At 46.4% G+C, this 26,833-nt stretch carries 30 protein-coding genes and 1 pseudogene; 26 read left to right on the top strand and 5 right to left on the bottom strand.

All coding sequences use genetic code 11. The annotated features are described in order from the left end of the window. Positions 1 to 930 precede the first annotated feature (930 nt). The 18 genes from AC0LWT_RS24090 to AC0LWT_RS24005 all read left to right on the top strand — a co-directional run bounded on the left by AC0LWT_RS24090 (position 931) and on the right by AC0LWT_RS24005 (position 15,562). Positions 931 to 2,187 (top strand): toprim domain-containing protein, encoded by a 1,257-nt coding sequence (locus tag AC0LWT_RS24090; RefSeq protein ID WP_474683831.1) that lies wholly within the window; start codon positions 931 to 933, stop codon positions 2,185 to 2,187. A gap of 32 nt (positions 2,188 to 2,219) precedes the next feature. Next, positions 2,220 to 2,669: a single-stranded DNA-binding protein gene (gene ssb / locus AC0LWT_RS24085; RefSeq protein WP_474683830.1), complete on the top strand. Its 450-nt coding sequence runs from the start codon at positions 2,220 to 2,222 to the stop codon at positions 2,667 to 2,669. Positions 2,670 to 2,778: 109 nt separating this feature from the next. Next, entirely contained in the window at positions 2,779 to 3,177 is a 399-nt protein-coding gene (locus tag AC0LWT_RS24080) for a hypothetical protein (protein WP_474683829.1), read from the top strand. A 186-nt stretch (positions 3,178 to 3,363) separates the two neighbouring features. Continuing rightward, a complete protein-coding gene (locus AC0LWT_RS24075) occupies positions 3,364 to 3,735 on the top strand; it encodes a hypothetical protein (protein ID WP_474683828.1) in 372 nt (123 codons plus the stop codon). Between the two features lie 418 nt (positions 3,736 to 4,153). Continuing rightward, positions 4,154 to 4,381: a hypothetical protein gene (locus tag AC0LWT_RS24070; protein WP_474683827.1), complete on the top strand. Its 228-nt coding sequence runs from the start codon at positions 4,154 to 4,156 to the stop codon at positions 4,379 to 4,381. A gap of 130 nt (positions 4,382 to 4,511) precedes the next feature. Further along, entirely contained in the window at positions 4,512 to 5,156 is a 645-nt protein-coding gene (locus tag AC0LWT_RS24065) for a hypothetical protein (RefSeq protein WP_474683826.1), read from the top strand. Between the two features lie 77 nt (positions 5,157 to 5,233). Then, positions 5,234 to 5,548, top strand: coding sequence for a DUF5983 family protein (locus tag AC0LWT_RS24060; protein ID WP_474683825.1), 315 nt, complete (start codon positions 5,234 to 5,236; stop codon positions 5,546 to 5,548). Between the two features lie 125 nt (positions 5,549 to 5,673). Then, positions 5,674 to 6,285, top strand: a complete 612-nt coding sequence (locus AC0LWT_RS24055; RefSeq protein ID WP_474683824.1) for a hypothetical protein — start codon at positions 5,674 to 5,676, stop codon at positions 6,283 to 6,285. A 2-nt stretch (positions 6,286 to 6,287) separates the two neighbouring features. Further along, positions 6,288 to 6,605, top strand: a complete 318-nt coding sequence (locus tag AC0LWT_RS24050) for a hypothetical protein (protein ID WP_474683823.1) — start codon at positions 6,288 to 6,290, stop codon at positions 6,603 to 6,605. A 40-nt stretch (positions 6,606 to 6,645) separates the two neighbouring features. After that, positions 6,646 to 7,095 carry a hypothetical protein gene (locus AC0LWT_RS24045; protein ID WP_474683822.1) on the top strand — a complete coding sequence of 150 codons (450 nt, stop codon included), beginning with the start codon at positions 6,646 to 6,648 and terminating at the stop codon, positions 7,093 to 7,095. 78 nt (positions 7,096 to 7,173) lie between these two features. Continuing rightward, complete coding sequence (locus tag AC0LWT_RS24040; protein ID WP_474683821.1) at positions 7,174 to 7,719, top strand: hypothetical protein; 546 nt, start codon at positions 7,174 to 7,176, stop codon at positions 7,717 to 7,719. Between the two features lie 76 nt (positions 7,720 to 7,795). Continuing rightward, entirely contained in the window at positions 7,796 to 8,140 is a 345-nt protein-coding gene (locus tag AC0LWT_RS24035) for a hypothetical protein (protein WP_474683820.1), read from the top strand. Positions 8,141 to 8,354: 214 nt separating this feature from the next. After that, on the top strand, positions 8,355 to 8,927 hold the full coding sequence (locus AC0LWT_RS24030; RefSeq protein ID WP_474683819.1) for a hypothetical protein: 573 nt from the start codon (positions 8,355 to 8,357) through the stop codon (positions 8,925 to 8,927). Between the two features lie 11 nt (positions 8,928 to 8,938). Then, the gene (locus AC0LWT_RS24025; RefSeq protein WP_474683818.1) at positions 8,939 to 9,253 is read left to right on the top strand and encodes a hypothetical protein; all 315 of its coding nucleotides are present in this window, start codon (positions 8,939 to 8,941) and stop codon (positions 9,251 to 9,253) included. Positions 9,254 to 9,615: 362 nt separating this feature from the next. Continuing rightward, the gene (gene dnaN, locus AC0LWT_RS24020; protein WP_474683817.1) at positions 9,616 to 10,791 is read left to right on the top strand and encodes a DNA polymerase III subunit beta; all 1,176 of its coding nucleotides are present in this window, start codon (positions 9,616 to 9,618) and stop codon (positions 10,789 to 10,791) included. Between the two features lie 112 nt (positions 10,792 to 10,903). Then, on the top strand, positions 10,904 to 11,950 hold the full coding sequence (locus AC0LWT_RS24015) for a DUF6094 domain-containing protein (RefSeq protein ID WP_474683816.1): 1,047 nt from the start codon (positions 10,904 to 10,906) through the stop codon (positions 11,948 to 11,950). A 29-nt stretch (positions 11,951 to 11,979) separates the two neighbouring features. Then, positions 11,980 to 12,630, top strand: coding sequence for a hypothetical protein (locus tag AC0LWT_RS24010; RefSeq protein ID WP_474683815.1), 651 nt, complete (start codon positions 11,980 to 11,982; stop codon positions 12,628 to 12,630). 1 nt (position 12,631) lies between these two features. After that, positions 12,632 to 15,562, top strand: coding sequence for a DEAD/DEAH box helicase (locus tag AC0LWT_RS24005; RefSeq protein WP_474683814.1), 2,931 nt, complete (start codon positions 12,632 to 12,634; stop codon positions 15,560 to 15,562). Between the two features lie 323 nt (positions 15,563 to 15,885). Here AC0LWT_RS24005 and AC0LWT_RS24000 read toward each other — a convergent pair whose 3' ends face one another. Together AC0LWT_RS24000 and AC0LWT_RS23995 are read right to left on the bottom strand one after the other, a co-directional pair. Further along, positions 15,886 to 16,116, bottom strand: a complete 231-nt coding sequence (locus AC0LWT_RS24000) for a hypothetical protein (protein ID WP_474683813.1) — start codon at positions 16,114 to 16,116, stop codon at positions 15,886 to 15,888. 13 nt (positions 16,117 to 16,129) lie between these two features. Further along, positions 16,130 to 16,951, bottom strand: coding sequence for a hypothetical protein (locus tag AC0LWT_RS23995; protein WP_474683812.1), 822 nt, complete (start codon positions 16,949 to 16,951; stop codon positions 16,130 to 16,132). A gap of 161 nt (positions 16,952 to 17,112) precedes the next feature. On the opposite strand from AC0LWT_RS23995, the gene AC0LWT_RS23990 reads away from it, so the two are divergent. The 7 genes from AC0LWT_RS23990 to AC0LWT_RS23960 all read left to right on the top strand — a co-directional run bounded on the left by AC0LWT_RS23990 (position 17,113) and on the right by AC0LWT_RS23960 (position 23,150). Then, positions 17,113 to 17,457 carry a hypothetical protein gene (locus AC0LWT_RS23990; RefSeq protein ID WP_474683811.1) on the top strand — a complete coding sequence of 115 codons (345 nt, stop codon included), beginning with the start codon at positions 17,113 to 17,115 and terminating at the stop codon, positions 17,455 to 17,457. Between the two features lie 315 nt (positions 17,458 to 17,772). Next, entirely contained in the window at positions 17,773 to 17,922 is a 150-nt protein-coding gene (locus tag AC0LWT_RS23985; RefSeq protein ID WP_474683810.1) for a hypothetical protein, read from the top strand. A gap of 23 nt (positions 17,923 to 17,945) precedes the next feature. Then, positions 17,946 to 18,584 (top strand): phospholipase D-like domain-containing protein, encoded by a 639-nt coding sequence (locus AC0LWT_RS23980; protein WP_474683915.1) that lies wholly within the window; start codon positions 17,946 to 17,948, stop codon positions 18,582 to 18,584. A gap of 544 nt (positions 18,585 to 19,128) precedes the next feature. Then, positions 19,129 to 19,602, top strand: coding sequence for a hypothetical protein (locus AC0LWT_RS23975; RefSeq protein ID WP_474683809.1), 474 nt, complete (start codon positions 19,129 to 19,131; stop codon positions 19,600 to 19,602). Positions 19,603 to 19,659: 57 nt separating this feature from the next. Continuing rightward, a complete protein-coding gene (locus AC0LWT_RS23970) occupies positions 19,660 to 19,920 on the top strand; it encodes a hypothetical protein (RefSeq protein ID WP_474683808.1) in 261 nt (86 codons plus the stop codon). A gap of 116 nt (positions 19,921 to 20,036) precedes the next feature. Beyond that, positions 20,037 to 20,912, top strand: coding sequence for a rhodanese-like domain-containing protein (locus AC0LWT_RS23965; protein ID WP_474683807.1), 876 nt, complete (start codon positions 20,037 to 20,039; stop codon positions 20,910 to 20,912). Between the two features lie 918 nt (positions 20,913 to 21,830). Next, positions 21,831 to 23,150 carry a replication initiation protein gene (locus tag AC0LWT_RS23960; protein ID WP_474683806.1) on the top strand — a complete coding sequence of 440 codons (1,320 nt, stop codon included), beginning with the start codon at positions 21,831 to 21,833 and terminating at the stop codon, positions 23,148 to 23,150. 180 nt (positions 23,151 to 23,330) lie between these two features. On the opposite strand, the gene AC0LWT_RS23955 is transcribed toward AC0LWT_RS23960, so the two are convergent. From AC0LWT_RS23955 to AC0LWT_RS23945, 3 genes and pseudogenes are all read right to left on the bottom strand, one after another. Continuing rightward, on the bottom strand, positions 23,331 to 23,777 hold the full coding sequence (locus AC0LWT_RS23955) for a hypothetical protein (RefSeq protein ID WP_474683805.1): 447 nt from the start codon (positions 23,775 to 23,777) through the stop codon (positions 23,331 to 23,333). A 729-nt stretch (positions 23,778 to 24,506) separates the two neighbouring features. Next, a complete protein-coding gene (locus AC0LWT_RS23950) occupies positions 24,507 to 24,668 on the bottom strand; it encodes a hypothetical protein (protein WP_474683804.1) in 162 nt (53 codons plus the stop codon). 284 nt (positions 24,669 to 24,952) lie between these two features. After that, positions 24,953 to 25,641: pseudogene (locus tag AC0LWT_RS23945) on the bottom strand (Tn3 family transposase); the annotation flags it as partial. 337 nt (positions 25,642 to 25,978) lie between these two features. Here AC0LWT_RS23945 and AC0LWT_RS23940 point away from each other — a divergent pair. Then, positions 25,979 to 26,833 carry a hypothetical protein gene (locus AC0LWT_RS23940; RefSeq protein ID WP_474683803.1) on the top strand — a complete coding sequence of 285 codons (855 nt, stop codon included), beginning with the start codon at positions 25,979 to 25,981 and terminating at the stop codon, positions 26,831 to 26,833.

Raw genomic sequence — 26,833 nt, 5'->3', positions numbered from 1 at the left:
TGAAGCTCCTATTCCTCTTGCATTTATCGTTCAACGCTTGGCGGCCAGTAGACGATAAATGTTGTCGTGATAGGGGCTTTTTTCTTTGCAAATTTCTAGTTTTCACTCGATTCTAGCCGTATCCGGCAGCTATCTGTGTATAGATCGAAATTATCGTTGGGTTAAAGAACAAAAAACACACAATAGAAATTGTGTGCGTCTTAACAAGGGTTGAAAAATCCACCTTTTTTGTAAAAAGGATAGACTTCACCCATGCTTGCACGCAATTCGACTATAGCATATTAATATTTTATGGTAAAGAGAATTTTGGTAGATAGAATCGAAATATGCGTATTGCCTTGTGTCCATACGTATGATACAATGACCTCAAATTCCATAGTTTGCACGCAAGGAATAGCCCGCGACTCAGGAATGATCCTGAATCACGGGCTGTTCTGATTTTTGCCGGATACTTTACCATCTTCATTGACTGTGGTAGAATTCAAGTATTACTTGCAAGATTTTATTTTTCTTCGCTGTCCATTTGATTCAGCGGAGAGTGGGGATGCCGAGAGGCTGATAAGGAATTGTAATGGACGTTTAAAGGACAGACGCTACCCGTATGTCCTTTTTTTGCTGCCGTTATCCCAGTGGAGACACATTTCATTTGAAATGTGTCTTTTTTTATTGGCATTAAATACAAAAAAGGAGGTTAGGTCATGGGTTCATGATCTAGGCTGTGGCTTGAAGTAGGAGGCAATAAAAAAATAGTCGGGAGGCATTTAAATTGCTACATACTGCTACTGATGTACTGGCAGGTCTTTCTTGGCGGGTGACCTTCCAGCTGGTATATTGTGGTATTGTCCAGTGCGGATAAGCGGCTCTACAAATGAAACTAGGAGCAACGCTTACAAAAAAACGAATTTGTTATGAATGAGAGGGGGGGCCGACATGAAACTACGCGCACTAAGAAAGATGCCAGGCTGGTACGAGATTGTGACTAAATGTCCGATTTGCGGACACAAAGGCTGGTGTGCGATTAACCATGAACAAGACACTGTGCACTGCATGAGGGTACCTTCCGACGATTATTTCGACTCCTTTCATGGGCGTCAATATCGTCATTACCTCGATCCGGACAAAGCACCAAAGACAAAGATCGAGGTCATCTTGAGTAATGCGGTTGATAAAAAGCCGAATTACCACCTGAATCGTGTCTACCGTGCCTTGATTCAAGAGCTCTCCCTTTCCAGTTTCCATACCGATCATCTGCGCAATGCCCGTCATTTAGAGGACGAAGTAATTCGCCTTCGTCAGTATCGAACGATGCCCGTTCCGGAGCGTTATAAGATTGCTAAAGCGGTTGGAAACCGTGTAGGCACTGTTAACGACCTACTGGGTGTGCCAGGCTTCTATTGTGAAGAGGGCCGTTATGGTCCGTACTGGACAATGGCCGGGGCATCGGGACTGATGTTCCCATTCCGATCGATTACCAACGAAATCACGGGTTGGCAGATTCGGGTGGATAATCCTCCTCTCGAATTAGATATGGAAGGCGCAATTAAGGGAGAAATCGTGAAGGAGCTTGAACCCGACGATCTTGGAAGAAGGCGCGCAAAGTGTAGCCTTATCATCCAGAATAAGACGCTCGAGGTTATCCTGATTGAAAAAGAAAAAAAGATCTGCAATTCCAAGTCCAGCCAATTTGTCTTCAGTGTCGAGCTCAAGCAGGGACAGAAGTACTGGTGGTGGAGCAGCGGATCCAAGGATAACGGTGCGTCCATTGGCGGCCCGATTCCTTATCATCTTGCATTGCCGCACCCGTGCCTACCGTACTGGAAAGTTGGTGAAACCCCGGAAACCTTGATTGATTGTTCTGAGGTCTGGGTAACGGAGGGAGCCGTCAAGGCGGATAAAGGTGCAGATGCACTGTGCAAACCGTTTTTCGGGTTGCCAGGCGTTGGTTCCTATTCCTTGATTCTCGAACCACTCAAGAAGCTAGGGTGCAAGCACGTCGTTCTCGCATTTGATGCCGACAGCGTGACCACTCCTGAAGTTCAAAAGGCTCTGGAATTATGCGCCGAATTCTTTGCGGTGAATACCGAAATGGCACTTAGCCTTGCTATGTGGGACAAGTCACTCGGGAAAGGCATTGACGATCTTACCGATAATGGCTATATTCCGCAGGTGTCATTAATGGTCGAATAAAAAAAACGGAAAATAAGAGAGGATGTAAAAATATGTTAAATCGTGTCATTCTAATCGGCAGGTTGACCAGAGATCCGGAGCTTCGCTATACTCCATCCGGAGTAGCCGTTACCCAATTTACACTGGCTGTAGACCGCCCTTTCACGAATTCGCAGACGAGAGAGCGGGAAGCCGACTTTATCAATATCGTGACGTGGAGGCAGTTGGCCGAGACGTGCGCGAATTATTTGCGTAAAGGACGCCTTGCAGCAGTGGAGGGCCGTATTCAGATTCGCAACTACGACAACAACGAGGGCAAGAAAGTGTACGTAACCGAGGTTGTTGCCGATAACGTGCGGTTTCTGGAATCGCAGAACCGGGAAAATCGCGATCAGGGCAATGGCGGAGGCAACAACCGGTACGGTGGGTCGCGCGAACAGCAGGATCCTTTTATCGATGACGGAAAGCCGATCGACATTTCCGATGATGATTTGCCATTCTAGAGACCGAAATATCTGGAGTGTGAGAAAATGCTTTGAAGCCGCGTTAATATTAGGTTTCATTGATTTTCAAACTGTGTAAATCAAAATGTTATGAGGGGAGTTGGTTCGTTTGAAGAATTCGGTTGTGCTTGAGACCATTGAGCATATAAAGACTGCATTGGAATTTTACGCAAACAAAGATCATTACTCCAACGGCCCTATATATTCGGGTGGAAATGACGTTCCTGGAGAAATCTATTCTCATTCGATCGAGGCAGATTCTGGCGAGGTCGCAAGGACTGCTCTTAATAAAATACACAGAATATGTGAGAAAATGCCAAGCGTCAATTACAGGACGTTGGTTGAAGGGGAAGAACGGTTATTCCGGTACGTTGACGATGTGATTGATTATATAGAATCAGTCGTCCATTTTGAGGTCGATTCTTATGATTTGAGAGTGAATTTAAAGGCTCTCATTAAACATGAAAATTGGACACTTCGTGATGATTGCGTAATCACCCGTGTGTAATCGCAAGAACTGGTTTTAAGTAATTACACAGAATATGTGTGTAATCACTGAAATTACAATCACTACGCGGGGTACTGGTGGATTACACAGGTGTACGTTCCTCAGTATTGCCATTTTAGAATCTGAATTTATGTGAAACGTGTAATGGAGTAGATAAATAATATTATATCACAGGAGACGTGAAAAATGGGCGCTATTGTGAAATTAGCTGAATATGAATCATTTATTGATCTCTGTTTAGCTGGTAAGGCTAGACCAGATCAAATAGATGATTATATTGATCAATGGCACGAGTCGGGTGAATCAGAGAAAAGGCAGCTTTGCGAATATTTAGGTTTTTCAACAGAAGAGTATTCTGTCTGGATGCATAAACCTGACTATTTTGCAGAGGTTCTTCTTTCGCGAATTGATGTTACGGCGGAAGATATGAGCCGAATGCCGCAAGGAAGCATTGTTGGGATAGCATGTCCAAAGTGCGAAGGTCATGAAGATCATATTAAACAGGTAGATGGTCTTTGGAGATGTAGCAACTGTGGAGATGTTAAAGAGGTCCGTTAGGATTTTACACACTTAATGAATTCATTGAGTGAGTAACTAATGAGAGGCATCTGATATGGTGAATCAGGATGCCAAATCGCATATCATCTGGATTGTAAAAAAGGGATCGGCAACTAAGCGTGTTGGGCTCATCGTGGTTGTGCTATTTTGTCCGATCCTGCTCATATCCCGCATTTGTATGCGGCTTTCTGGCCGATGAGAGGGTGGAAATAAATATGATGCATGATCAGAGTCAATCTGATTTGACTTGTTCGGAATGTCATTGCTGGCAAGTGGGAAGTTGCCTGCTGTCCGTCTTTACGGGCGGGGCTGCGGTTCCAAAGCTGGCTGAGGAGAGGGCATGTGATGAATATCGCGCTAAGGCAGGCGTTCCGGATCATCTATTTTTGGCGAAATAGACGCGGGGAGGTTATGAGGCATGACGAGAGATTCGCTCATAGCTACAGCGAAGGAAGCAAAAGAAACCGGGAAGCACGTATTCATCATAAGGCAAGCTGGATTAACCGAGGCGGTTGCAAGAGAGTACGTACCGATCGAGGATAGCCGGAAAGTTGCGGATGATGACTCTATTCTTCAGGTACTGATGGTCGATCAAGTTTTAGGTAGGTATGCAGATATACCTTATCTATTGCGGACATTCGATTAACCAGCAGTGCTCAAGTGGAACGAGGTTCTTTCGGCAATTGTTTCATGAGAAAATAGACCTTTTTCAGCCCAGAGTGGGGGCTATCATCAACAGCCCCCCACTCGCGGGGCTGTAAAAGGAGATTCCAGGCATGGCGAACCAGAAGAAAAACTACGGGGCAGTTTACGTTTGCGAGTGCGGAAACGTGATGGAATCCGATTTTCCTTATCAAGAACTAGACTGTCCTTGTAGAAAAAAGGTGAAGCGCAAGCATGACTGTGAATGTGCGGGGAAGTACGCAACATTCAAAGAATTATGTAACCATTATGGCGTCCATTTCCAGCCGATAGATATTTGGAAAATCGAGTTAGAAAATCCGCTAGATGAAGCACCTGACGGGCGATCGCTTTATTATTACGGCATCTGCCCGACATGCAATGGCTTCATGTCAGCAGGTAGTAGCTGCTCGGATTATCGCAGCACCGGCAGGAAACTGGTTGAGAATGTTGTTAAGACAATCATGACCTACGAGCCTTTCGGGAAAAAAGCTTGGGACTACACAGTTCTGCAGGCAAGGGAAATCGTAAGAACGTTTCTTCCCGATCCCTATAAAAGCTTGTGTGATGAAGAAATGGACATTCAATCAGTAGGCAAAACGATGCAAGAGATCGAATTTGTTTTGTTTACGGTGAAATGCGGTGATTCCCTGAAGCCCGGTGAAGCCGAAGAGGCGCACAAGAAGGCTCAGGAGATCATGAAGCGTTATTTGGTGCCCATTGGAGCATTTAAAGAGTAAAACTTCTTTACGCCCGGAGTGGGGGCATAGGTATCACGGCCTCCACTCGAAAGGGTCGTCGAAGGAGATAAGGAGTTATGACTGAAATCAACGAACAAACGGTCAGCCATGCGCTGGAGCCTGAAGTAACACAAGTACTCAAGCTCTCAACCGGACACATATCGGCGGAGACCAATTGTTTGCTTCAAGCAGGGAACCATCCTACTCTCACTATGTACGAGAAGGGGGATTGCGGGTATCTGATTCTCGTTCCCGCGGGATGGGAAGATACCTCCGATATTCCGAATGAGCTTTTGCAAATTCTGGAGATGGCGGTCAGCCTTGAATGCGAATGGGTCATGTTGGATCGTGATTACGATTATGCGGCAGGGCTGCCGAAATTCGATTGGTAGGTCAAAGGGGGAAGTGCAGGCGCAGGAGCGCTAAGGCACTTCCATTTTTAATTCCCCGCCGCGGGGGATCCATGAAGTGACGGCCCCCCGCGGTGAAAGGGGAGTCTCAGGAGGAAATAGATACTATGAACGCAACGAATGGAGCACTTTTCGTTTTTCACATCATTGATAATGGTCAGTCCAAACAAACCTTGTCTGATTTCGACCCGCATCGACTTGCCGTACACGCCGAAGCCTCTATATTCGGTTATTTAGCTGAGAACGGCCACGGTGATGACGAGGATGAGGAGCTGAAGACAGATGAAGGTTACGCAGAAATCGTACTTACGATTCCCGGAAGTGCGGTTCCTGAAATCGATGTTTGGTCTTACAGTTTCGATGGAGAAGTCAGCTTGCGGTACGCGTTCCAGCAATTTCGAGAAAATATCGAAGAGCTTGAAAAGTCGGGACTGCAGCAGCTTATCGTTCTCACTGAAGAAGAGCTCCAGGAGCGGGTTTACATGGCTATTGGCGGATTTTGTGATGGCACCTATATGGGCCTAAGTGCTTCGTCCACCTTGACGGAGACCAATCCCATCGAACTAGCTGATCAAATTGTTCACGTCGTTCGATCGGGCCGCTGGGACTCTTCTGTGAAGACGCAGTTGGACGATAAGCTCTGGTGCTTGCGCTGTGGGAAGGTTAAGTCGGATTCCCCTCATGCCATTTGTGAAAAGTGCAAGCAAAAGGGGCAATAAATATGTACCACTACTGCTTTGTCGATCGACAAACCGAGGAAGTGTTGGATGTTCGTTATGGAACTGAGGCAGCCCGCCAGGCGATCAAGGAGCGCGGGAGTAAGAAAGACATTGTTGTCCGGCCCATCATGCTTCGAACCGAATACCAATCCACTCACCATGATTTTCGGTCGGAAAAGGATGGTAAAGCATGGTTGCTTTATTTGGACATCGACGGTGCCACTGTTCTTGGTCCGGTTATTGTTTTGGATCAATGGGGCAAGTGGAGCGGGGAAGAATACCATACTCCGCTTGAAAGACCGCTGAATGTAAGGGGCTGATCACAAGTCCATCGAGGAAATCATCCGGCATGCTCTTGGTATGACCGAGGAAGAGTATGAGCAGGAGAAGGCGGCGCGGCGTGCATATGAAGCGTCCGATGAGTATAGGGCACTCCAGGAAGAACAATGCCGTATTGAGGAGATAAGAAGGTTAGAGGCGTTTCGGGCTGAACTGGAAAAAAACTACCCAACCACGGATACACTGCCGCTATCCCGTTCGAATCTGAACAAGTCCATTTCATGGTCGTCTAGCCGTTATAATCCATGGAAGAAGGGCGACGTGATTGCTGAAATCCTTATGCGGATAGAAGCTGGAGAAGACGGGTTTTGGGATTACGAATGCGGTACCTATACGGAATACCGGATAAGCTCGAGGAACCCGAAGGCTTTTCCATGGGGCCGCCGTTACCGTTTAGTGATCCGGAGCGGGACAGTAAAACTGGTGGTCAACAATGCGACGAAGGTAATAGAGTTTGTAATGAGATCGTAACGTTTATTCCTCAATGGAGGGGCAGCTTATTAAAAATAGCGCCCCTCTTCAAGAGGGGTGAAAGGGAGCGAATAAAAAATGAAAACTGCTTTTTCGATTTGTACAGGATGCGGTATGCCGGAAGAGTTTGGCGGGCCGGTGACGGCTTTCGAGAATAGTCTTTGTATCTGCGAACACAAACGAGTTGAGTGCGACAATTGCGGGCATAGGTTTCTGAAAAAGGACTTGTATCTGAACTGTACGTATCTTACCTTGTGCAAATGCTGTAATGGGGCCGAGCCGCATCGCGTGGACAATATGGCCGTCGGTTACTTCAAGAGAACGTCGGAGAAGGCCCATACTGCCATGTGCGTTGAAACGTTTGGTGAGGAGCTGCAGATTACAATCCGCTCGTACCATTTAGGGATCAGCGTGCTTTTCCCAGCCATGACCATAAAGGAGCTGATGAATCATTGGCTGAGCGAGGCGCCAGCATGGATGCATGGTGATATTCGGCTGCTCTTTGATTCGGCTATCCTCCGGCTCATTCCGGAACACATCTCGCGTCGTGAAATGGCGTCTCTTCGTTCCGAGTGGATTAAGGAACGAATGGGGGCCGCAGCGGTCGGAATATCGAAAGAATGACCGAATACGAACCTGCGCTGCTCGGGATCGATCTTACAAATCGAAAGCGGTTATAAACGATTAAAGGAGGGGTTCTATGGGAGCCTGGGGTGCTGGACTATTAGAAAACGATACGAGTCTGGATGCAAAGTGGATGTTCGAGGAGCATATTCAAAATGGAATTACTCCTGAATATGCCACAAAATTGACTGCCTCTTACTGGAAGGGGCTTTCTTCTCGGACCAAGACTTATGTCTATTTCGGTATCACGATGGCTCAACTTGAGCACAATTGCCTTCTGGAAAAAGTTCGCCTGACTGTTATCAAATTAATTGATGATGGCGGTTCTTTAGAAGGATGGGTAAATGATAGTTTCCTACGACGTAGGAAACGGATTCTATTTGTTTTAAGAAAACGACTAGAGTCCATGAAGGGTATTTGATCCCTGTTACGTTGTGAGAAAAAAGTCGTCCATCTCATTCTCAAATGCTTACCGATTTCTCATGGACTTAAGTTTTATTTTTTCGTCTGACCCCTTTCGAGAGGGAAAAATCATGGACCCTTGCGATTTAACGGGGGCCGGAATCGTGGGGATTTGAGAATGTCAGTCCAGCAGAATGAACCATAAAAATTTCAAACCTGGAGTGGTAATAGATATGTCGAATACGAATATGGTAATGTGCTGTTTGCCTGAGCCTGTATATGAATTGATGTGCGAAACCCTGCGTGCAGACTCGAACTCTAAAGCGTTTGACCCTGAGCTGCGAAGCGATATAGCTGCTTTAGTTGATATCCTGACCCTTGCAAGTCGGACCATTCCCGCCTTTCACTATCCTTTATCGGGGCTGCCCGAAGCGGTGCGGTATAATTTGCTTACTGATTACTACTTGACGCTTCTTACCGGTACGGTACTGGAACAAAAGCTGGACTGGAACCAAGAGGCGATTGTGGAAGTGAAGAAGGCCGCTCTAGCTGCGCTGAAGCATCATTGCTCGGTGGATCTTCCGTCTGACGATCCGAACAGCATACTGCTCCGTCAAGCGTCTGCCGTTTCATCAAATGATGAACTAAGCAAGCTTGGTTTCTCTTGCGAAGGAAAGTATCGAGAGAAGGGATGGGATGTAGACGAACACGTATTGGTTTGGAATCATCCAGATGGCCTATCGGTGTTGACAGAGGATTTCTTTGGTAAGTCCTTTACTTTCCTGGGGAAAAAACGGACAAATTGAAGAGGGATCTGGTGAATCAGCATCGGATCGCAAGATTTCTTGCAGAAGCAAATATCGTGCCCCCGGTGAACGTAAATAAAAGTGACGCCAAAAAGGCCGCTGGCCTCATGAAGTATGTTTGGCGGGATCTTGCTCAGAAGGATTTACACCAAGTTCTGCAGGAATATAATTATCGGGTACATTCATTGATCAAAACTGAAAATGGTGGTCGAATCGTTGAAGGGGAGCGGAGTACTTGCATCGGCTATATTTTCACGAGGGACCACGTGTTTATTGATGGTGGTCTGGACATTCCAGTGAAGGAATTAAGCGCCCTGGGCTTGTGACCCGCATCGGAAACGACACCGATTTCAGGTAAAATGGTTCAGCAGCAACCCCCGGCATACTATCGAGGGTTGCTTTTTTTTGTTTACTTCCTGTTGGAGATATCGGAAGAGAACAGCGATAAGGGAAATTTGCTGGCGAATCTATTGATTGTTATCCGGACAGCCTGATATAATATGGACATTACGATTGTATGATTTTCACCGCCGTTATAAAATTCGGCGAGTGAGGGAGCAGGTCCGGAAACGGACGAAAATATTCAGGCACCAAGTAGCCACGGAGACTATTAAGAACATGCCATAGGTATGTTCTTTTTTGGTTTCTGTGGCTTTTTTTTGCCAAAAACCAGGGAGGAAATAAAGATATGACTACACTTTTGGAGCAGCAGCAGCATGAAGAGGAAACGGTTGCTACAATGAGTTCGATATCGTTTGACGTTGAACATGACGTCATTATGGACGCGCTGACGCTTTGCGGGAAGATCGTTCCGAAGAAGGCCGTTGTGCCAATACTCACTAACGTCAAGTTTGATTTGAGAGGGAACACACTGTTTATTACTGCAATGGACGGAGCCGGAACCCACTGTATTCTTCAACAAGTGAAGGTTGAAAACAAAGGAAAGATAAACGGAAGTTATCTGTTTCCAGCAAAAGAGGGGATTGATCTCGTTAAAAGACTGCCACACGGCAGCTTGACCTTCACCAACAAGGAGGACTCGACGGTTCATATCTTCTATGGGGAAAGTGGTGAGGCGAGCCACAAGGTTCTTAGTTCGGAAGAGTATCCGCAGTTGCCGAAAATGGATGCAAGGGACATTTTGAGTGTCCCGATTGAAGTCATCAAGAAAGGTGCGATGGCCCATCGATTCGCATCCACGGACGAGGCTACGCCTGCGCTTACCGGCATCTTCATTCATAATCATGAAGGCAAGCTTGGATTCGTTGGAACGGACCGGCATCGGATTTATCGGTACGTCTCTGATGTAAGCATTGTGAACCAGGAGACGTTTTTGAATGCGATTATATCTGCAATCGGCTTCAAGCAGATTGTTGACTCGCTCAAGACGGAACAAGTGGAGCTCGCTATTTCGCATACCCATCTCATCATGCGGGATGCGAACATCGTTTACTTTGGTAGACTGATTGACGCAAACTATCCCGATACTGGTCGTATATTTTCGAACAAGGACCTCGGGACCTCTGTTACGCTGTCAAGGGAAAAGCTCGACGATACCTTAAATCGTGCACTTTCTTTGGAGGCCACGAATTATCGTGTGACCATGGAAGTCAACGAGGAAGGTCATTTCGAGTTGCATACCCAATCCGAAAACAGTGAGCTGCGTGAAGGGTTCATGAATGCAACGGTAGGTGAAAATTTCCCAGCAGTGAAATTCAATGGGAAATACCTGCGTGATGCACTTATGGTGGGTGATCGCGAAGCTAAGGTCATCACGATTCGAGTCAGCGGCAGTGGCCTGCCGGGGTTCATCACGTTGGATGGCGATCCTTCTGTAGTCAATATCGTTAACCCAGTCAGGTAATAGAAATATGGGTAGGGGGCGCCTGTTGGTGCCCCTACTATGGTGTTTGGAAATAAGAGCTACGCTCCAAGCGGTGGCTCTTTTTTTATTTCACTCAAGGAGGTAATAGAAATTGGCAGCAAATGACATGAAGCAAATGTTTGACAGGGTTTTGCGAAACAAAGTACGTATGGGGAATTATGAAACGACGGACCAAGATATGGTCTGCATCCGGAGCTTCTTCCAGTTTCCTGAGAACCCGTTTTCTGTAGCGGACTTCTGCGCCGGCAGTGGACGGGCTCTCGAGATTTTGACAGAAGGAACTTCGGCCGTGACGTTCGGCATTGAACCGAATGAAAAAAAATATTTAGAGCTCCGCAACCGGGTAAATAACGCTCTTTTTGGAGGTTATGAGGAATGCAGGATCAGTAGGGATACGTTCCGGCTGATATACCTAAATCCTCCCTTCGACGCCGATAGCGAGACGCTAGATGCCAAGGTCGAACGGAAGGAGAAGCGTTTCTTGCGCCATTTTCTGCAGTATGTGTCTTTAGACGGGATTCTCGTTTACAACATACCCCGAGGGAGGATGACCAAGGATATCGTGAACATCCTTGTGGCCAACTTGAGTGATATTCGAGTGTACCGGTCACACGATGATACCTATCATCAGGTCTACACGATTGGCCGGAAGCGATCCGAGAAGTTTATCGATCGGAATGAGGTCGCGCGGATATTATCGCTCATGGAGGAGGGAAGCAATTTGGAACGGCTCCCCTTATTAGAACAGCCGGTTTATAAGGTCTTCCGCGGAAACACGGCACCGAAGTTATTCCGTTCGTACTTCCTGGACGTTGATCACGTGCGCAAGGTTTCCCTGAATTCGGCCCTGACCCAGAAGGGGATGGAGTGGTCAACACCGCGAAAACCCTCGGAAAAACGGCAGCCGCTGCTTCCGGATAAGGAGATGCACCGCGTGCTCCGCATGGCTTCCGGTAAGCTGAACGGCAAAGTCGGAAGCGGTGACCTGCTACATGTCCTCAAAGGGATCGTGAAAAAGGAAACCGTTCAGAACGTGGAGGAAAGTCCGAGCGAGACAGTGATTTCCGATACGGAGGTTTACAAGATCAAGTTCAAGATTGTAGACCGACACGGTAACATGCGCGAGCTGCAGGGCTAAAAAAGCAAGAAGTAGGAGGCAATAGAGAGATGAAATGGATGGAATTTAAGCACAAGGACATTTACGTAAAGGTCCATTCGTCATTAATTGTGACACGAGAGGTAATAGAAAAAGATAAAAGCAAACGGCAGGAACTTGTTTACGCCAATGTCATCGATATCGACTCCCGGGTTCAAGCAGTTTTTGCTCAAGCTCACCAAGCCAAACGGTCGGGGGATATCAGTTTCTCCTTTCGTCATGCCCCGCGGATTGGTGAAAAAGATTACAATAAATCCTCCTTCTACGTGAAGGCTGTAGGGAAGTACAAGCATTTATCCCAGCGAGAGGACGAGACTTTCGTCACCGGCATCATCGCAAGCGAGAAGGTGCTGGATCGACAAAAGGACGGATTCATTATTTTTGCTTGGGATGGGGACGTGAATGAGAAGCTTTTTTGGGCAATTGATCGTTATTACGAAACACCATTGCTCGTAGAGTGGACGTCGTATCTATTCGACCAGCTCGTGAAGAACAATCAATTCGTGCCTCTAACCGTTCATGATTTCGTAGGCGATTACCCACATTTGGTTGCCTATGAACTTCTTGCCGGCGAGGACGTACTGGATGAATATGTCTCCCACGGTCTTAGGACCGGTGCCATTGTACTGACTGAAGACGAGCATGTGAAGGGGGCCATCTAATTTGAGCACAGCAGAAGAGTTGAAATTTGACACCGCGGATGATGCGATCCAAGCTGCGGAAGGTATTGCTGCGCAGTTCGGAACGACACTTGACGAAACTCTACCGGTGCTGGCCGAAGAGTCAGTCCCGGAGCTGCTGGATAAGGTTGAGCCGAAAACGCTCGCCGACATAGAAACCATCGGGGATTATTTGGGGATGTTCGGGGCCGATTTGATCCGGCGTTTGAACGACGAGTATGTTCCACTTCACCATCCCGGGAAGGACGAACCGCTCGCTGTACTTAGCGAAATCAAGCGTCCTCTTTTTAGTGCCCAAGCCCATGTGACGACGGCGCTAATCAAGGGATTCCGGAAACATCGCCGTTTATTTTTAATAGGTGAGATGGGGGTCGGAAAAACTTCTGTAAGCGTGGCGACTTTTTTCGCGCTGCTGAAGGAAACGCTCTACGGGAAGGGTCGCGTCATTTATATGGTACCGAACCATCTTACAAATAAAACCAAACGTGAGGTTGGCATTCTTCTCGATAAGAACCTGTTCGAGATCCATTACATCGAGGATTATGTCGATGTCATTCGTCTTAGGGATAGCGGCAAACTGAATGCCAAACCTCAAAAGATTGAAGTGTACATTATCGCTCGAGATACCGCAAAGCTCGGCTATATATATGAGCCGGTTGCCAAATGGGTTGATCGGACGTATACCAAAACCGTGATTAAGGACCATAATATTCAGGAGGTAACAAGAGGTGCTTTCCGAGGCTGGGTTTGTCCGGACTGTGGCTGCCAGTTGATGAAAGAGGACGGCATGGTTCCAATGGACCGGGACGACTTCTTAAATAAGCACGGGAAACCGACTCGCCGGAAGTATAATCTTGCCTGTTCGAATCAAGTACGGCTTTACAAAAATGCCGATCCAGAGAAGGATGAATATCGGACCTGCGGCGCCCGTTTGTGGGCAGCGAAGAACAAGGATAAAAGCAGTTTTTCCGGGGAGATGCGCCGACCTTCTGGACCTGCGCCGCGAAAAGTATCGCCAGCGGACTTGTTCAAGCGCTATTTCAAGCACAAGTTCGATCTTGCGATCGGAGACGAGTGCCATGAACTCACTGGCGGCAGCGCGCAGGCGCATGCATTTCACGTACTGATGAACTGTGCAAGGAATGCCATCGCTATGACCGGAACACTCATGAATGGCTACGCCTCCAATCTGTTCGAGCTCATTTACCGTATGTTCCCACAACGGATGAAGGAAATGGGTTTCGGCTGGGGCGAGGTTGGCAAGTGGATCGATCTATATGGTGTGCGTGAGCGGGTTACGAAAATCAAAAAGGATACTGCCATTAATAGTTCCAGTAACGGTTCATCTTCGAAAACCAGCATGAAGGAAATGCCGGCTGCCGCGCCTCAGCTCTTTACCGATATGCTGAGCGATGTTGCTGTCTTTATCCAAATGGCTGATATGTTCGAGGTTTTGCCGGAGCTGAAGGAAGGTCCTATGAACGTATCCCTTGAGGGTGAGCGGAGATTTGTTTCATGTGTAACGAAGATCGTGCGACAACCCGGGCGCAAGAAGCGGAAGCCGCGGAAAGCGATGAGGCTTGTTGCCCCTTCCTGGTACCTGAAACGGAATTTGGAAGAGGTGACCAGAAAGCTTCGGAAAGCCGTGGAAGAAGAGCTTGCGAAGGGTCAAACGGTCCTGCTCGGTAGCCTGCTCAATACGCTGTTGTCTTATCCGGACGTGCCTTTTAATTTCAAAGGCGTTTATCATCCGGATACAGGTGAAGAAATCGTTTCGCCTGATTTCCGTCTTAGCGATCGGCTCATCTACCCAAAAGAGTTGCAGCTGATCAAGTACGTGAGGGCGAGGCTTAAGGCCGGCCGCAAGGTAGGGGTTTATGCGACCTATACCGGGGAGCTGGGGACACTGCAGCGGCTTCGGATGCTCTTGGAGGAACGAGGGATTAAAGTAGCACTCCTAGAGTCGCATGTAGACGGGCCGGAGAGAGAAGAGTGGATTGCGAAGCGGGTCCAAGAAGGATGTCAGGTTTTATTATCAAACCCTGTTTTAGTAAGTACCGGCCTCGATTTGCTCGACTTCGCATCCCTCTATTTTTACCAAACCGGATACCGGCTCTCGATCGTCCGTCAGGCCAGCCGGCGCCATTGGCGTATCGGGCAAAAGGAAATCTGCGAAACCGTGTACAGCGGTTACGCTGAAACCATGCAGGAGTTGGCAATTAACCTGATGGCAGCCAAAATGAGTGCCGCTCTGGCGCTGGAAGGGCAGTTTAGCCAGGAAGGACTTGCGGCCTTGACTGAAGGATCCGGGGGAAGTCTCGCGACGGAGCTTGCCAAGCGCTTCGTAGGGAACAAGGTGGATGGTGTCGAGAGTGCTGAGTCCATTTGGGGCAAAATGTCGATCGATGCGACCCAATTTATTTCCCGGCTTTCCGCCGCGCCACCTCCCGCTCCGATCGTTGGCAGAGATGAGGAAACGGAAACCGTGGTTGATGTTTGGGATGCGTTCTCGCAAATGGAGGCGGAAGCAACAGAGCGAAGCTTTTATGGCGAAACGTTACAGGCTGCACTACTTGCTTGGGCGAAGGAGAACGTTCCGCAAGACCTGTATGGGCGTTTTGAACAGCAAGTGGCTTATGTTGCTGAGAACGTTCAGACGGGTGTGGATAGCTTTGTCGTATCTAGGGAATCCTTGTCCGGTAATTATGAACTGAAATGGGATTATAACGCGGCGCCTGCAGATCAAGCGGATTTCCGGAGATGGATTTATTCGCTGACCAACAAACCGGTTGAGCAAACAGTGGCCGCAAGTGGGGAATGGAAGTTGGAGCTTCTCGTTGAAGGTAAGAAGCCGAAAACGAAGACCAAGAAGGTCTACAATGTTTCGGAAGGTCAGATTGCGTTCAACTTCTAAAAAAATTAGATGGTGTGGGGCGGCGATGATCCGCCTCATTCCTATGAAGGAGCAGCTCATAAAGATGATTACTTATGCGAGATCGATCAAACAAGCAAAAGAGGGAAGTCGGTGGTAGCTTATGACAGAGGCCGCTACGGAGCTAAAGGAGATTCAGAAAGAAGCGGGCGATATTCTATACCCAGTTGGAATGAATCAATCCGGCGACCAAATCAAAAAGCGGCTTCTAACCGCCTAAAAACAAAAAGAGAAGGTGTAGGGACGAAATCCTTACACCTTCTCTTTTTGCGCTTTATAGGCCAGTAGCATCTACTATGCCCCAGTTAAACAGCACTTGAATGTTTCCCAAAATAGGAGAAAATTCCTCCTATGTTAGTGTCATCTGAAAATGCACGTAACATCATTTCCCAATTCTTTGTTGAGAATATCTGATGATCAGGTAGTGTGGTAGGTTCTTCACCTGTGCCAATCATATATTTAATTTTTTCAATTACTTCCTTTGGCGTGTCCGCCTTCAATTTAAACCGAGTATTTAGTTCTGCGAAATCCCCCATATTGATACTCCCTTCAATCAATTTTGTCGATTGCGTCAAAGGTATTTTTCGCAACTGCGGACTTCTTCATAAGCAGCAAAAAGATGCTGTATCTTATAACCGATTCAATGCAGTCATTTTGATGTAAACCAATGGGGACCGGAATCGAAGTTCGATTTACTTGATAATCCATCAAATTGTAACGCACCAAGTTTCGGAACGTATATTTATTAATTCCGTTATTCGCGATAACGGTATACACCTGGGCGGGATGTTTATGTCCCTGAATCTCTTGGATTTCTTTTAAACTGAACAGCTTTTCGGGCAGCGTCGAGACATCGTAATTCTTGGCCCGTTCCGGAAATTCCTTTTTGAAATAATGAATTGATGCATTTCGGAGTAAGGGGAGTAGAGGTGCTTTGTTCAAAAGATCGTTTAGTTCGGAGAATGACCTGTGTTCCAGAAATTGCTCGATCTCAATATGTTCATAGCGGCGTTCATACTTGAGCTCACTAGTCAGAAGCGAATGGAAGCCAGCTCGATCCAGCAGGATGCGTTTGTTAAATAGAGAGGCGAGGTTATCGTCAACATCGTAGAGTTCTCTCTTCTTCCTAACTTCGAAACGAACTACATCGTTGATACTAAAATGCTTCACAGATGGCTTAATGTTCTTTAACGCATACAGATAAGAGCATCCCAGGTAAGTGGCCGCGTCCTCAATACTGAGATCGAAGCCATTTTCTATCATTGCTAAGCTTTGGTGAACGAGCTGTGTGATCGTTTTGTCTTTGCCGTCGATTTTTACAGTATTGGAGTCCCGCTGCTTCCAAACGCGTTTTTTAGAGCTGTTTTCCAAGTCTGCCACATCCTAAATTATAGATATATATAACTTATCATAAGACTGCTAATAAAGTGAGGCAATAGATTCTAATAATTTTTTTCTAAAATGATTTTGAGTTTTCCATTTTCCGTTATATGATAATTTCAAACAAAGCAAATACTGGAGGATTGGTCTACATGACCGGGAAGGCAAAGATTTATCCAACCTGCCGACTTTGCGACAAGATGAATGCCGAAATGACCCATTGTGCCATCTACGGGGCTGTGGCGCCGGAGAACATTAACAATACCGCCATCGGGGCAGCTTGCGTGAAGTCTGGCGAATATGTACGGCTCTTCAATGCCGTGCCGAATGAATATAACTATGGCCGGCTGCCGAATGGAAAGGTGGTAGACGAGAAGGCCGATGGCGAGCTGCTCATTTTCGATGTCAAAGATGAGCGTGAGGGCTTTAAGCACCAGCACGGAATGACACTGGAAGAGTGGGCAAAGCAAACCTTTAAAAATAAAGGTAAGGAGTAGGTATGAAAAGGTTCGAAACCGAGATGGAAAAGAAATAACGGCACATTTTTGGTCTCTATTCTGCGCAGCATTAAACATATTTCTTGCACCATTTGTTGCAGTACTCAAGAAATTTCTATTTGACCTACCGTTTGCGCTGAGAGGTTCAACTGGATTTCACATTTTGAATGCATTGACTTGTGCTATATCTGCCGTAAATATCAGGATAAAGAAAGCTGGGTTGGTCGTTATCACCCTCGTATTGGCCTTTGTCGGTGTGGTTTGGGCTTTTAACGATGGACCTTATTAATTATTCATTCGTGGAGGCGAAATTTAATGATTGTGACTGTGAGGGAGCTAATCGAAAAGCTCAGCCAGTTTGACATGAATCTACCTGTAAAGTTGGAATACGACGGTTCAAATGTAGAAATAATCAGTGTAGAAAAGGTTACTGAAGATAGAGAAACATTCGTCATCATTGAGTAATAAGGGGGGGAATTACGGTGTTTATGAAAAAGAGAAATCAATCGGTGGCAGTCATTGCTATTTCTTTAGCACTTTTAACCGGATGCTCCGAGGGATCCTTAACGTCTTCTCAGGCTGTCTCGAGCAATAAGCAGGTAACCGCTGAGGAACATTCGACTAAAACTGAAGTGTCCGCAACAACATCCAGGAGCGGTGAAGCTCAGATCATCGGTCCGTTCTTTTCAAGAACAAACCAACATGCGGATAAAGAATTAATCCAGAGGATCAACGAAGACTCCAAAACGCTCGATATTGCCATCTATGGCTTGACGCATACCGGTATTGTAAATGCCATTATCGATGCAGAGAAGCGGGGCGTCAAGGTAAGGGTAATTACCGATCATCAGGAAGGTTCTACCGAATCGCAGAAGAAGCTTTTGAAACAGATTAAGGATGCCGGTATCCCGGTTAAAGAAGGTACCCATACCGGGCTTATGCATGACAAATTCACCGTCTTTGACAACAAAATGGTAGAGACAGGCTCGTTCAATTATACAAACGCGGCTAGTAACATTAACGACGAGAATATTTTGTTTGTAGTTGATCCGAAAGTTGCCGAAAGCTATACCAAGCAGTTTGAAGCGATGTTTAGCGATACATCAAACTTTACCGATTGGAAGTAACGGGTATTTTATTAATAAAATGATTGCAGTATATTACAATATTAATACATTATTTTATTAATTAATAAATTGATGTCATTCATTGGAGCAAAGACAAGGGTATCAACTTTACATGTCGGAAGGAACTAAGATGGAAGCGGGCGCCACGTTCGTGGGAAGAATGGAACGGAAAAAGCGAAGATGCTCTTATAGTGGCTCCGGGGTAAACAACCTTATTCGAATGGAACTACTTTAGTCAATGTGAAAAACAAAATCTAAGGGGGTTTGCGATTGGCCTTTTGGAAATGGTTCTTTACTCTAGACAGACAAATCGAATTTTGGGCAGTAGCATTAGCCTCTGTACCTATTATTAATGGCATTACTTTTTATGCAAGTGTGTTGAACGATCATCTGCCACCCTATTATTTGCCTGTATACTTCAAATTGCTTTTCGTGATTTTGTATATGTTTCTACGATTTCGGCTGGTTATGAGAAAGCATAAGGTGGCTTGAGTGAGCAATCAAGGGGGAAACCTGAATATTCATAATTTAAGGAGAGAGCTATATGTACGAAATCGTCTTAACCGACAAAAGTAATTGCCCTCATTGTGAGAAAGCCGTACACTTCCTTCATGATGGAGATGCCGAGAATCCGAAATTTTACATATGTTTTCCATGCAATTTTGTTGGCCAGGTTGACGTGGGTCCTGTAACGCCAATCGAAGATAAGCGGATCATCTTCGGGATAACTCAAAAAATTGTCATGCCGCTTAGAATGAATGGGCTGGAATGCGTCGAACAGGTATTATACACGAGGACATATTATGTGCTAAACGATTATGTCAAGCAGGTGGAAAATGCCGTGGCGGAAGAGAGACAATCGGTGATCGAAGAACTAGTTCTGGAAGGAAAAGCTGTTCGTCAACCGGAACCAGGAGGATCAAAAAGCTTCTTTGGTTACCATCATTTGATGCAATTCTTTGACCAATATGAACAGGATCTAAATTATACAAAATACGAATTTAAGGTAACGGCATAGGAGGGGCATTAACCCGGATTTTGTGGTGGAAATGATTTGAAAGGGAGAGAGAAATTAATGTTTAAAAGAATGCTCTTAAAATTAATAGGACTCGATTGTGAAAGTATGCTGGATATCCAAAAAGGGCTATATCTACTCTGTAAAAAGTATGAAAATCCCGAAATAACTAAGGATTACCCGGAACAGCTATTACAAACATTAAAGGCGCAGGCTGAAAAATCAAAGCAACAAGTCGATTATATTTTCAACGAAGCATATAAGATGGAACCTTGGTATCAGGACGGTGAAATCAATAATCCCAGCGCAAGATCCGAATAGGCAAAAAGGACTGGGAAAGTAAAAGCGGGCCGGCCACTAAGTTTCACTTTTGGGGCGAAATCATCGAGATAGGGGAATCAGATCGGTCTATACATTATATTATGGAGGTCAAAATCGTGCCCAATTTAATTCAGAACTTGATTCATAAATGGAAGTTTACTGAAAAGCAAGCGGAAATTGTGTTTCAGCGAATTCAGTCTGGCGGCAGGATTGTACTTAAGGGCAGTCCAAGAACGGATTTGGATCAATTACAAGCAGATTTGGTCCAATTTAAGGGAGAACCCCAGTTTGTGGTTGTGGATCGCCAGGAGACAGATGATGTTCTTTTAGAGCAAATAGTGGCAAATCCGAACGTGATTGTGATATTGCCGGCGCTTGAATACTCAGAGGAAAACCACAGGGCATATTATGAGAGGGATCAATTTGTAAGGAAACGAGTAGGTCCTCTTGTCCATATCATTATCGAGCTTGATATGGGCCGTGTATTGAATTTCAATGTTATCACGATTCACGATGAATTGCTCTTTGAAGCGGAGAAGAAACTTGATCGAGTGAAATCGGAATATGCCAATAAGCCGTATGGGAATGGCGGGCAATTTATCAGATTTTGGTGGCTGAAAGGACTGTCAACCGCAGAGAGAGCAGCTGTGCAACTCGCGGAGCTTAATCGATCCGTGGAGAACGGCGGATTGAGTGGCTGGTATCAGGACGGCAACCGGGCGCGGTCAGATATCGATGGACTGATTGAATGTGCTACCTTCGGGGAATCCCAGAAGATTGAAGGGTTTGCCTCCTTTCGCAACTGGCTTTTGGAAATCAAGAATACGTATTTCCCGGCTGTATGGGAAATCGATTGGGATAAGGAAGAAACACAAATCCCGGCGAGTCAGTTAGAAGAAAAGCTGACGGGGCAGTACTATGGATGGGAAGACCGAATGGAACGGTTCGACGAGCTCCTTACGATCATGGGTAGAGATGAAGGCAGAGCGTAAGCAGGATGATAACATGTAATTGACGGTTTAAATGTGGTATTTCTTTCTGGCCATCCAGTTTTGAACGCTGGGTGGCCATTTTTTTTCGTTTGACCCAACCCTATTTTTCCGGTCATTTAGGAATACCGCTATGTTTATTCTTATATATTAATTGTTTAATATGTTTATTTAATGAATAATATGTTTATAGAGTCCGGAATCGTAGATGTAGTAGGGGATGAGACTCCTTGATGTCCGGTTTTTTATGGCTAAATGTCCAGATATTTAGGGTAACCAGTCCGCAAAGTTAGGGTGAAATGTCCTGTGGATAGTGGTCAAGCTACCGGGGCTGTCGGGTGGATTGTCCGGAAAAATCGGGTAGTGTCCGGATTTTCATGGCGATATGACCGGAAAAATAGGGTCATTTTAGGGTGCGCGATCAATGTCCGGGGAAATAGGGTCAATGGATGCGGCCCGTATTTCAATATGTCCGGAGAATAAGGGTGGATCAGCTGCAATGACCGGTGAAATCGGGCGAGACTAGGGACCATGTGTACTTTCCAAGTCTATGCGCGGGCGCTTATCCATAGAACAAACCCATTGATCAAGCGAATGAGAGTTCTCACCCGATTTTAGAGGACATATGCGGATAGAACTGCCCGATTTTAAAGGACATATGGGCATCATGGTCAGGAAGCTTCCCGATTTGACCGGACAAATAGACGAAAAAGAAAAATTTTTCTTCACCATATTTAACCGGACATATGCTTGGTAATGTTCTGAAATCTTTTCTTCCGCCATGCGCCGGAATGGGAATTGAGCTGCATTTAGGCCACCCGAATTTTGCGGACATATCCTCCAACCCCGCTCTACGCCTAGATTCTCCCGTTTTCATGTCCGGAAAAATACGCTATCATAGGTGTGTGAGGTGGGACTTGCATGAGTGAGAATGTTTTGGAAGATTCCTTTACAGTAGAGAGCGGGCAGCTTACGTTAAAAGTTCCCGAGGTTCCAGCAACATTTAAGGATTATTATTGGATCAATCAACATAAATCCCTGATTAATGCAAGTCAAGACCTATCGTTGATGGAGCGACGTCTTATCTTCTCGCTAGTGTCGCTTGTGCAGCCGGATGACGAGGATTTTAAGACGTACACAGTGCAGATCAAGGACCTGTCTGAACTCATGGGGATTACCGATAAGTCCATCTATGACCGCGTTGAAAAAACCATCGATCAGCTTCAGAAAAAACAGCTGATTCTCACGGATCCGGATAATAATACCGAACACAAGATCACATGGGTTCAGAGTGCCAAGTATTTCCGGGGCGAAGGCCGCGTCCGTATTAAGCTTGGCGAGGATTTGAAACCGTTTCTACTGAACCTGAAGCGACAATACACAAAGTTTCGTTTAAAAAATGTAATTAAGCTGCGATCGGAGTATTCTTGGCGCCTTTACGAGCTACTGAAGGAAAGGGAATTCCGGAAAGAACGGATATTTAAAATAACGGAACTGAGATTTCTACTGAGTATTCCAGACGATAAATATAAGATGCTCAAACATCTGCGGGAGCTGCTGGAAAACGCGCAGAAAGAACTCGAGGAAAAGACGGATATTACGTTTACCTACGATGTACATAAGCGAGTAGGGCGCTCAGTGGACTCCTTTATCTTCCGTATCTCGAAAAACGCGAACACCCGTACCGAGGAAGAGGCTAACTATGATGCTGAGCGTCTGCTTAACCTGCTTGTCAGTAACGGTGTTCATAGGAACAAGTCGCTGCAGTTGGCCAAGCGGTATCATCCATTCTATATTGAGGAAAATGTTCGGCAGGCCATCCATATGGATGCTTCTGGCCAACCGATTCGCAACTTGGCGGGCTTTATTGTCAAAGCGATTGAAGACAATTATGCGAATTCGATCTACGATACGCCGCTGGACGATACGCTCTTTGGAATCGAACTGAAAAATATCGGCGAGAACATGGCCGAGATGACCGAAGCCGATGTTAAGGTCCTCAATGAGATCGTCTCAACGTACAAGACGTTGCTCAACCGCGGTACAGCCAGGACGCCGGAAGAGCTGCAGAGGATCGGGGAAGAGCGTGACGAGTTGCTTGTCCAAAACATCGAAAAAATTCAGGCCCGTCGCAAGAACCAAAAAAAGCCACCGCTACTCATAGAAGACGTTGCCGACGATCCTTACCTGAAACGGGCATATGATCGGTGGGAAGAGAAAGCTGATAAATATCGCTTTTAGAATGCTTCAACTAGAGGGACAGTATCGATCCTGGGGAATCGCATGCGGATATCTTGCTGAAGTACTCCATACTGCAAACGGACCTGGAACGAAAAGAATTTGTCGCTGAAATAATAGTACGGATGCATGGATGATTTGTACCTAAGAGAAAACGCCTCTCCCAATGGATGGCGTTTTCTATCAAAATCCGCGTAGGTGGCGGCGGGCTACAAGCGCAGCTAAATAGGTGAGCTCGAGGAGGATCCAAACCTGAATGACGTGTAAATAAAGCGGATTTAATGATGTGTGAATCATGCCGAATCCAAAGCTTGCCAATAACACGGCGACGACGTAAAGACTATTCATCAGTGCCTTGCCAATCATGATTATCTGAAAAACGCCATCGTTGGAATAAAGCTGCAGCAGCAGTGATCCGCAAAACACAAGGGACATTGACCAATACCGCGATAGGACGAGCTTGAAGTAAAAGAGAAGCATGTGAGCCAATGCAGGCAGGTGAAAGTCGGGCAGGTTGATCGTCCATATGAACATTCCAAAGACGAAAGCTATTAGACCAACAAACGACAATATGCAGACGAGTTTCTGGAGAGTCTTCATAAAGTCTGCCAAGTTCAATTCCTTGAGCATATGTTCAACTCCCTTTACATTATACTACCACAAAATGCATGTAATAAAAGCGAGTAGCAAATAATATACCATGATCTACCTATAGGCTCCCACTCCGCGATTTGTTACGCTTACTGTAGGTGATGAGTTATGTATGTCGATCCTATGCTATGTGACGAGGCGGACGAGCCGTTTGAGTCCGAAGGGCATATTGGGGAGCTAAAGGTATCTCCATAAAATCACAAGTACAAAAAAGCTCAAAATGATCCCTTTACTTGCCAGTAAAGGATATCTGTTTGCGACTAATAAAGATTTAGACCGAACAATAAAGTATTAGACTGAGATAATAAAGTTGTAGACTGGCGCGCCAGCGGCGGACAGCTCGAGCGGCTGCAGCTCTCGCTCTGGTTTCTTCTGGAGGCCATCCGCGCACGGGGCTGCGCGCCGGTGACGGCAGCGACCGGGTGGCTACGCTGAAGTCGCGCTTCGGTTCTTCCGGATGAGGCCAGCGAAGGGGCGGCGCGCCCGGCGACGGCGTTGACCTGGTCGCTCTGCGGAGTATAATACTTTATTTCCTGGTTTCGTCTTTGACGTATATTAATTGCGGGTCCAGTCTAAAACTTATTTTAGTTTGCTAACGATTTTGGGGTACCGCCAACAAAACGCGGAAAACGTACGCTAAGCGAAAACTTATTCAAACAAGCCGGAAATTCCGTACGATAAGGAATTCCGGCTTGTTTTGTGCAAGCACTATGGAAGATCAACTTTTAGACCGTATTGCTTCTTTGCTTCCCCACCGGTTATGAAGTCTTCCTTATCAACGGGAAGAGTATTTGCAAGCTCGTCCAAGGTTTCAATAATGCCCTGAATTTCATCCTGGATCCCCACGTTAGTGCGGCTTTCCACAAACATTTTGAGGAAACTTACACATTAACCGCCTCCTTGATCCGCCTCATAAAAGGCATCTATAACGTCGAATAACTCATCGGACAATAGATTTATCTCTTCGTCGGTGCATGACTCCAAAAAGGCCATTGTCTCATTCATAGCTTTCGTTAATGCGTTGCAAATATCATTCGAGTCATCCTGGAAAACGGGGTTCGGTGTAATGCAGACGCTTTTTACGCTCAATCATCCATTTTACTTTTTCGTAGTCGAGCATGACGCTAATACCTCACTTTTGTTTTGTATGGCACCTAATCTTCATTTGAAAGTTGTTTAAGAGGCCGTAACCCTTTCAAAGATGCGATTTGTTTTATATCAAATTTGTATTCGCCTAAGAAATTAATGTGTTCCCATCCAAGAGGGGAAATATGCTTCAACAATTCTTCATTCAATTGTTTAGTGCTTTTTCTATATTCCGTTGCTTGTGTTAAATAAACCGTATTCCATACACTGATTGTTGCATTGATGAGAATGTTCAATGCGCTGGCCCGTTGGAGCTGATCTTGTAGAGCGCGTTCACGCAGCTCGCCGTGTTTGCCAAAAAAGATCGCTCTGGCCAATGCGTTCATCGCTTCACCTTTGTTCAACCCCCGATTGATCTTCCGCCGCAGCGCTTCACTTGAAATGTAGTCCAGGATGAAGATGGTTTTCTCGATACGTCCCATTTCCCGGAGTGCAGTTGCTAAACGGTTTTGACGAGCATATTTCCGAGTTTCCCCATAATCAGCGAAGCCGAAACCGTTTCTTCCCGTATGGAGTGCGCGAGCCGCAATACATCATCGTAATTCTCCTGAATGATCTTTGTATTGATTTGGCCGCGCAGCAGCTTCTCCAGTTTCGGAAAATCGCTAGGCTTCCCAATGGTATAAAGCTTGGAATCAGAAAGGTCGCGTAGCCGCGGCGTAAAGCGAAAGCCAAGAAGGTGTGTCAAACTTTCTACGACCGTCTTGAAGAATTGTTGGCAGGTTAATTATGCCGTCGTAGTTTTTTTGAAGAAATTGTCGGTTTTAAACTCGTTTTAAACTTGTCCCGTTATAATTTCAAGTTAATGAAGACAGGAATTGGTTTGGAGGAGGAATTTTAGAAGCGAAAAGGATTGGGATGTCGTTGTTCAATTGTTCTGTAGAAATTGACAATATTCGGAGCGGTTTGTCGAAAGAGAGGGGCGAAAACGTGAGATGGATTTATTTTCTTAACATTCCTTTATTTAGATAGTTGGATCGGGTGTTGAGTTTTCACCGCGGGGGATTATTTGAATTTTCAGCAGGAGGCCCTTTATGAATAAGCAAGTATTCCGCAAGACGTCTTTGGAGCAGCTGTCCACTCCGGATAAGCTGGATGTGCTGGTTACAATAACCCGCCGCCCGCATTGGATCGCCCTTGTATCGATCGTAATGGTGGTCGCAGCCGTCTTCATCTGGAGCGTGACGACGACAATTCAGGTATCGATTGAAGGTGATGGGGTGTTTACGACACCTCTAGGTGTGGCACAGGTATCCGCCGGCGCCGACGGACAGCTAACGGACCTTGCCGTGGAACCGGGGCAGCTTGTGAAGCGGGGGCAAACGATCGCCCGTATGTATAATCCTGCATGGGCGAAGGAAGGGCAGGCGGGAACCGTCCTGGAACAAACGAGGATCGTCAGCATGCAGCAAGGGGTCGTCCTGGCTGTACATCATACGGTTGGAGAATGGGTAAAGATCGGCGATCCGATTATCGCTCTGCAAGCAGGGAATCCGCAGAGCGATATGGTGGCTGTCGTATACATGCCTCTGCAAAAGGCTAAAGCACTTGTTCCGGGAACCGCGGTATGGGTGAGGCCGAACCGCCCCTCCTCCGAGGACCGCTCCGTGCTGAGCGGCGAGGTGCTTCAGACGGCGACGGTTCCGTCGGACCGAAATCGTATGCTGCGCATGACAGGCAATGCCGCAATGGTGGATAAGTGGGTGCAGCAAAGTCCGGTGGTGGAAGTAACGGTTCGCTTGAGCCGGTCGCCAGGTGCTGTGAGTCCAACTGCCGACCGGCAGGGGGCTGCGGCGCAAGCCGATCCGGTTTTCGCGCCGCAGCCCGGCATGCTGTGCCATGCCGAGTTTTTTATACGAACCATCCACCCTGTCGAGTGGTTATTTTAA

This window comes from Paenibacillus sp. sgz302164, assembly GCF_056120505.1.
The sequence above is the reverse complement of the archived record's forward strand: the minus strand, read 5'-3'. Positions and strand labels throughout refer to the sequence as shown.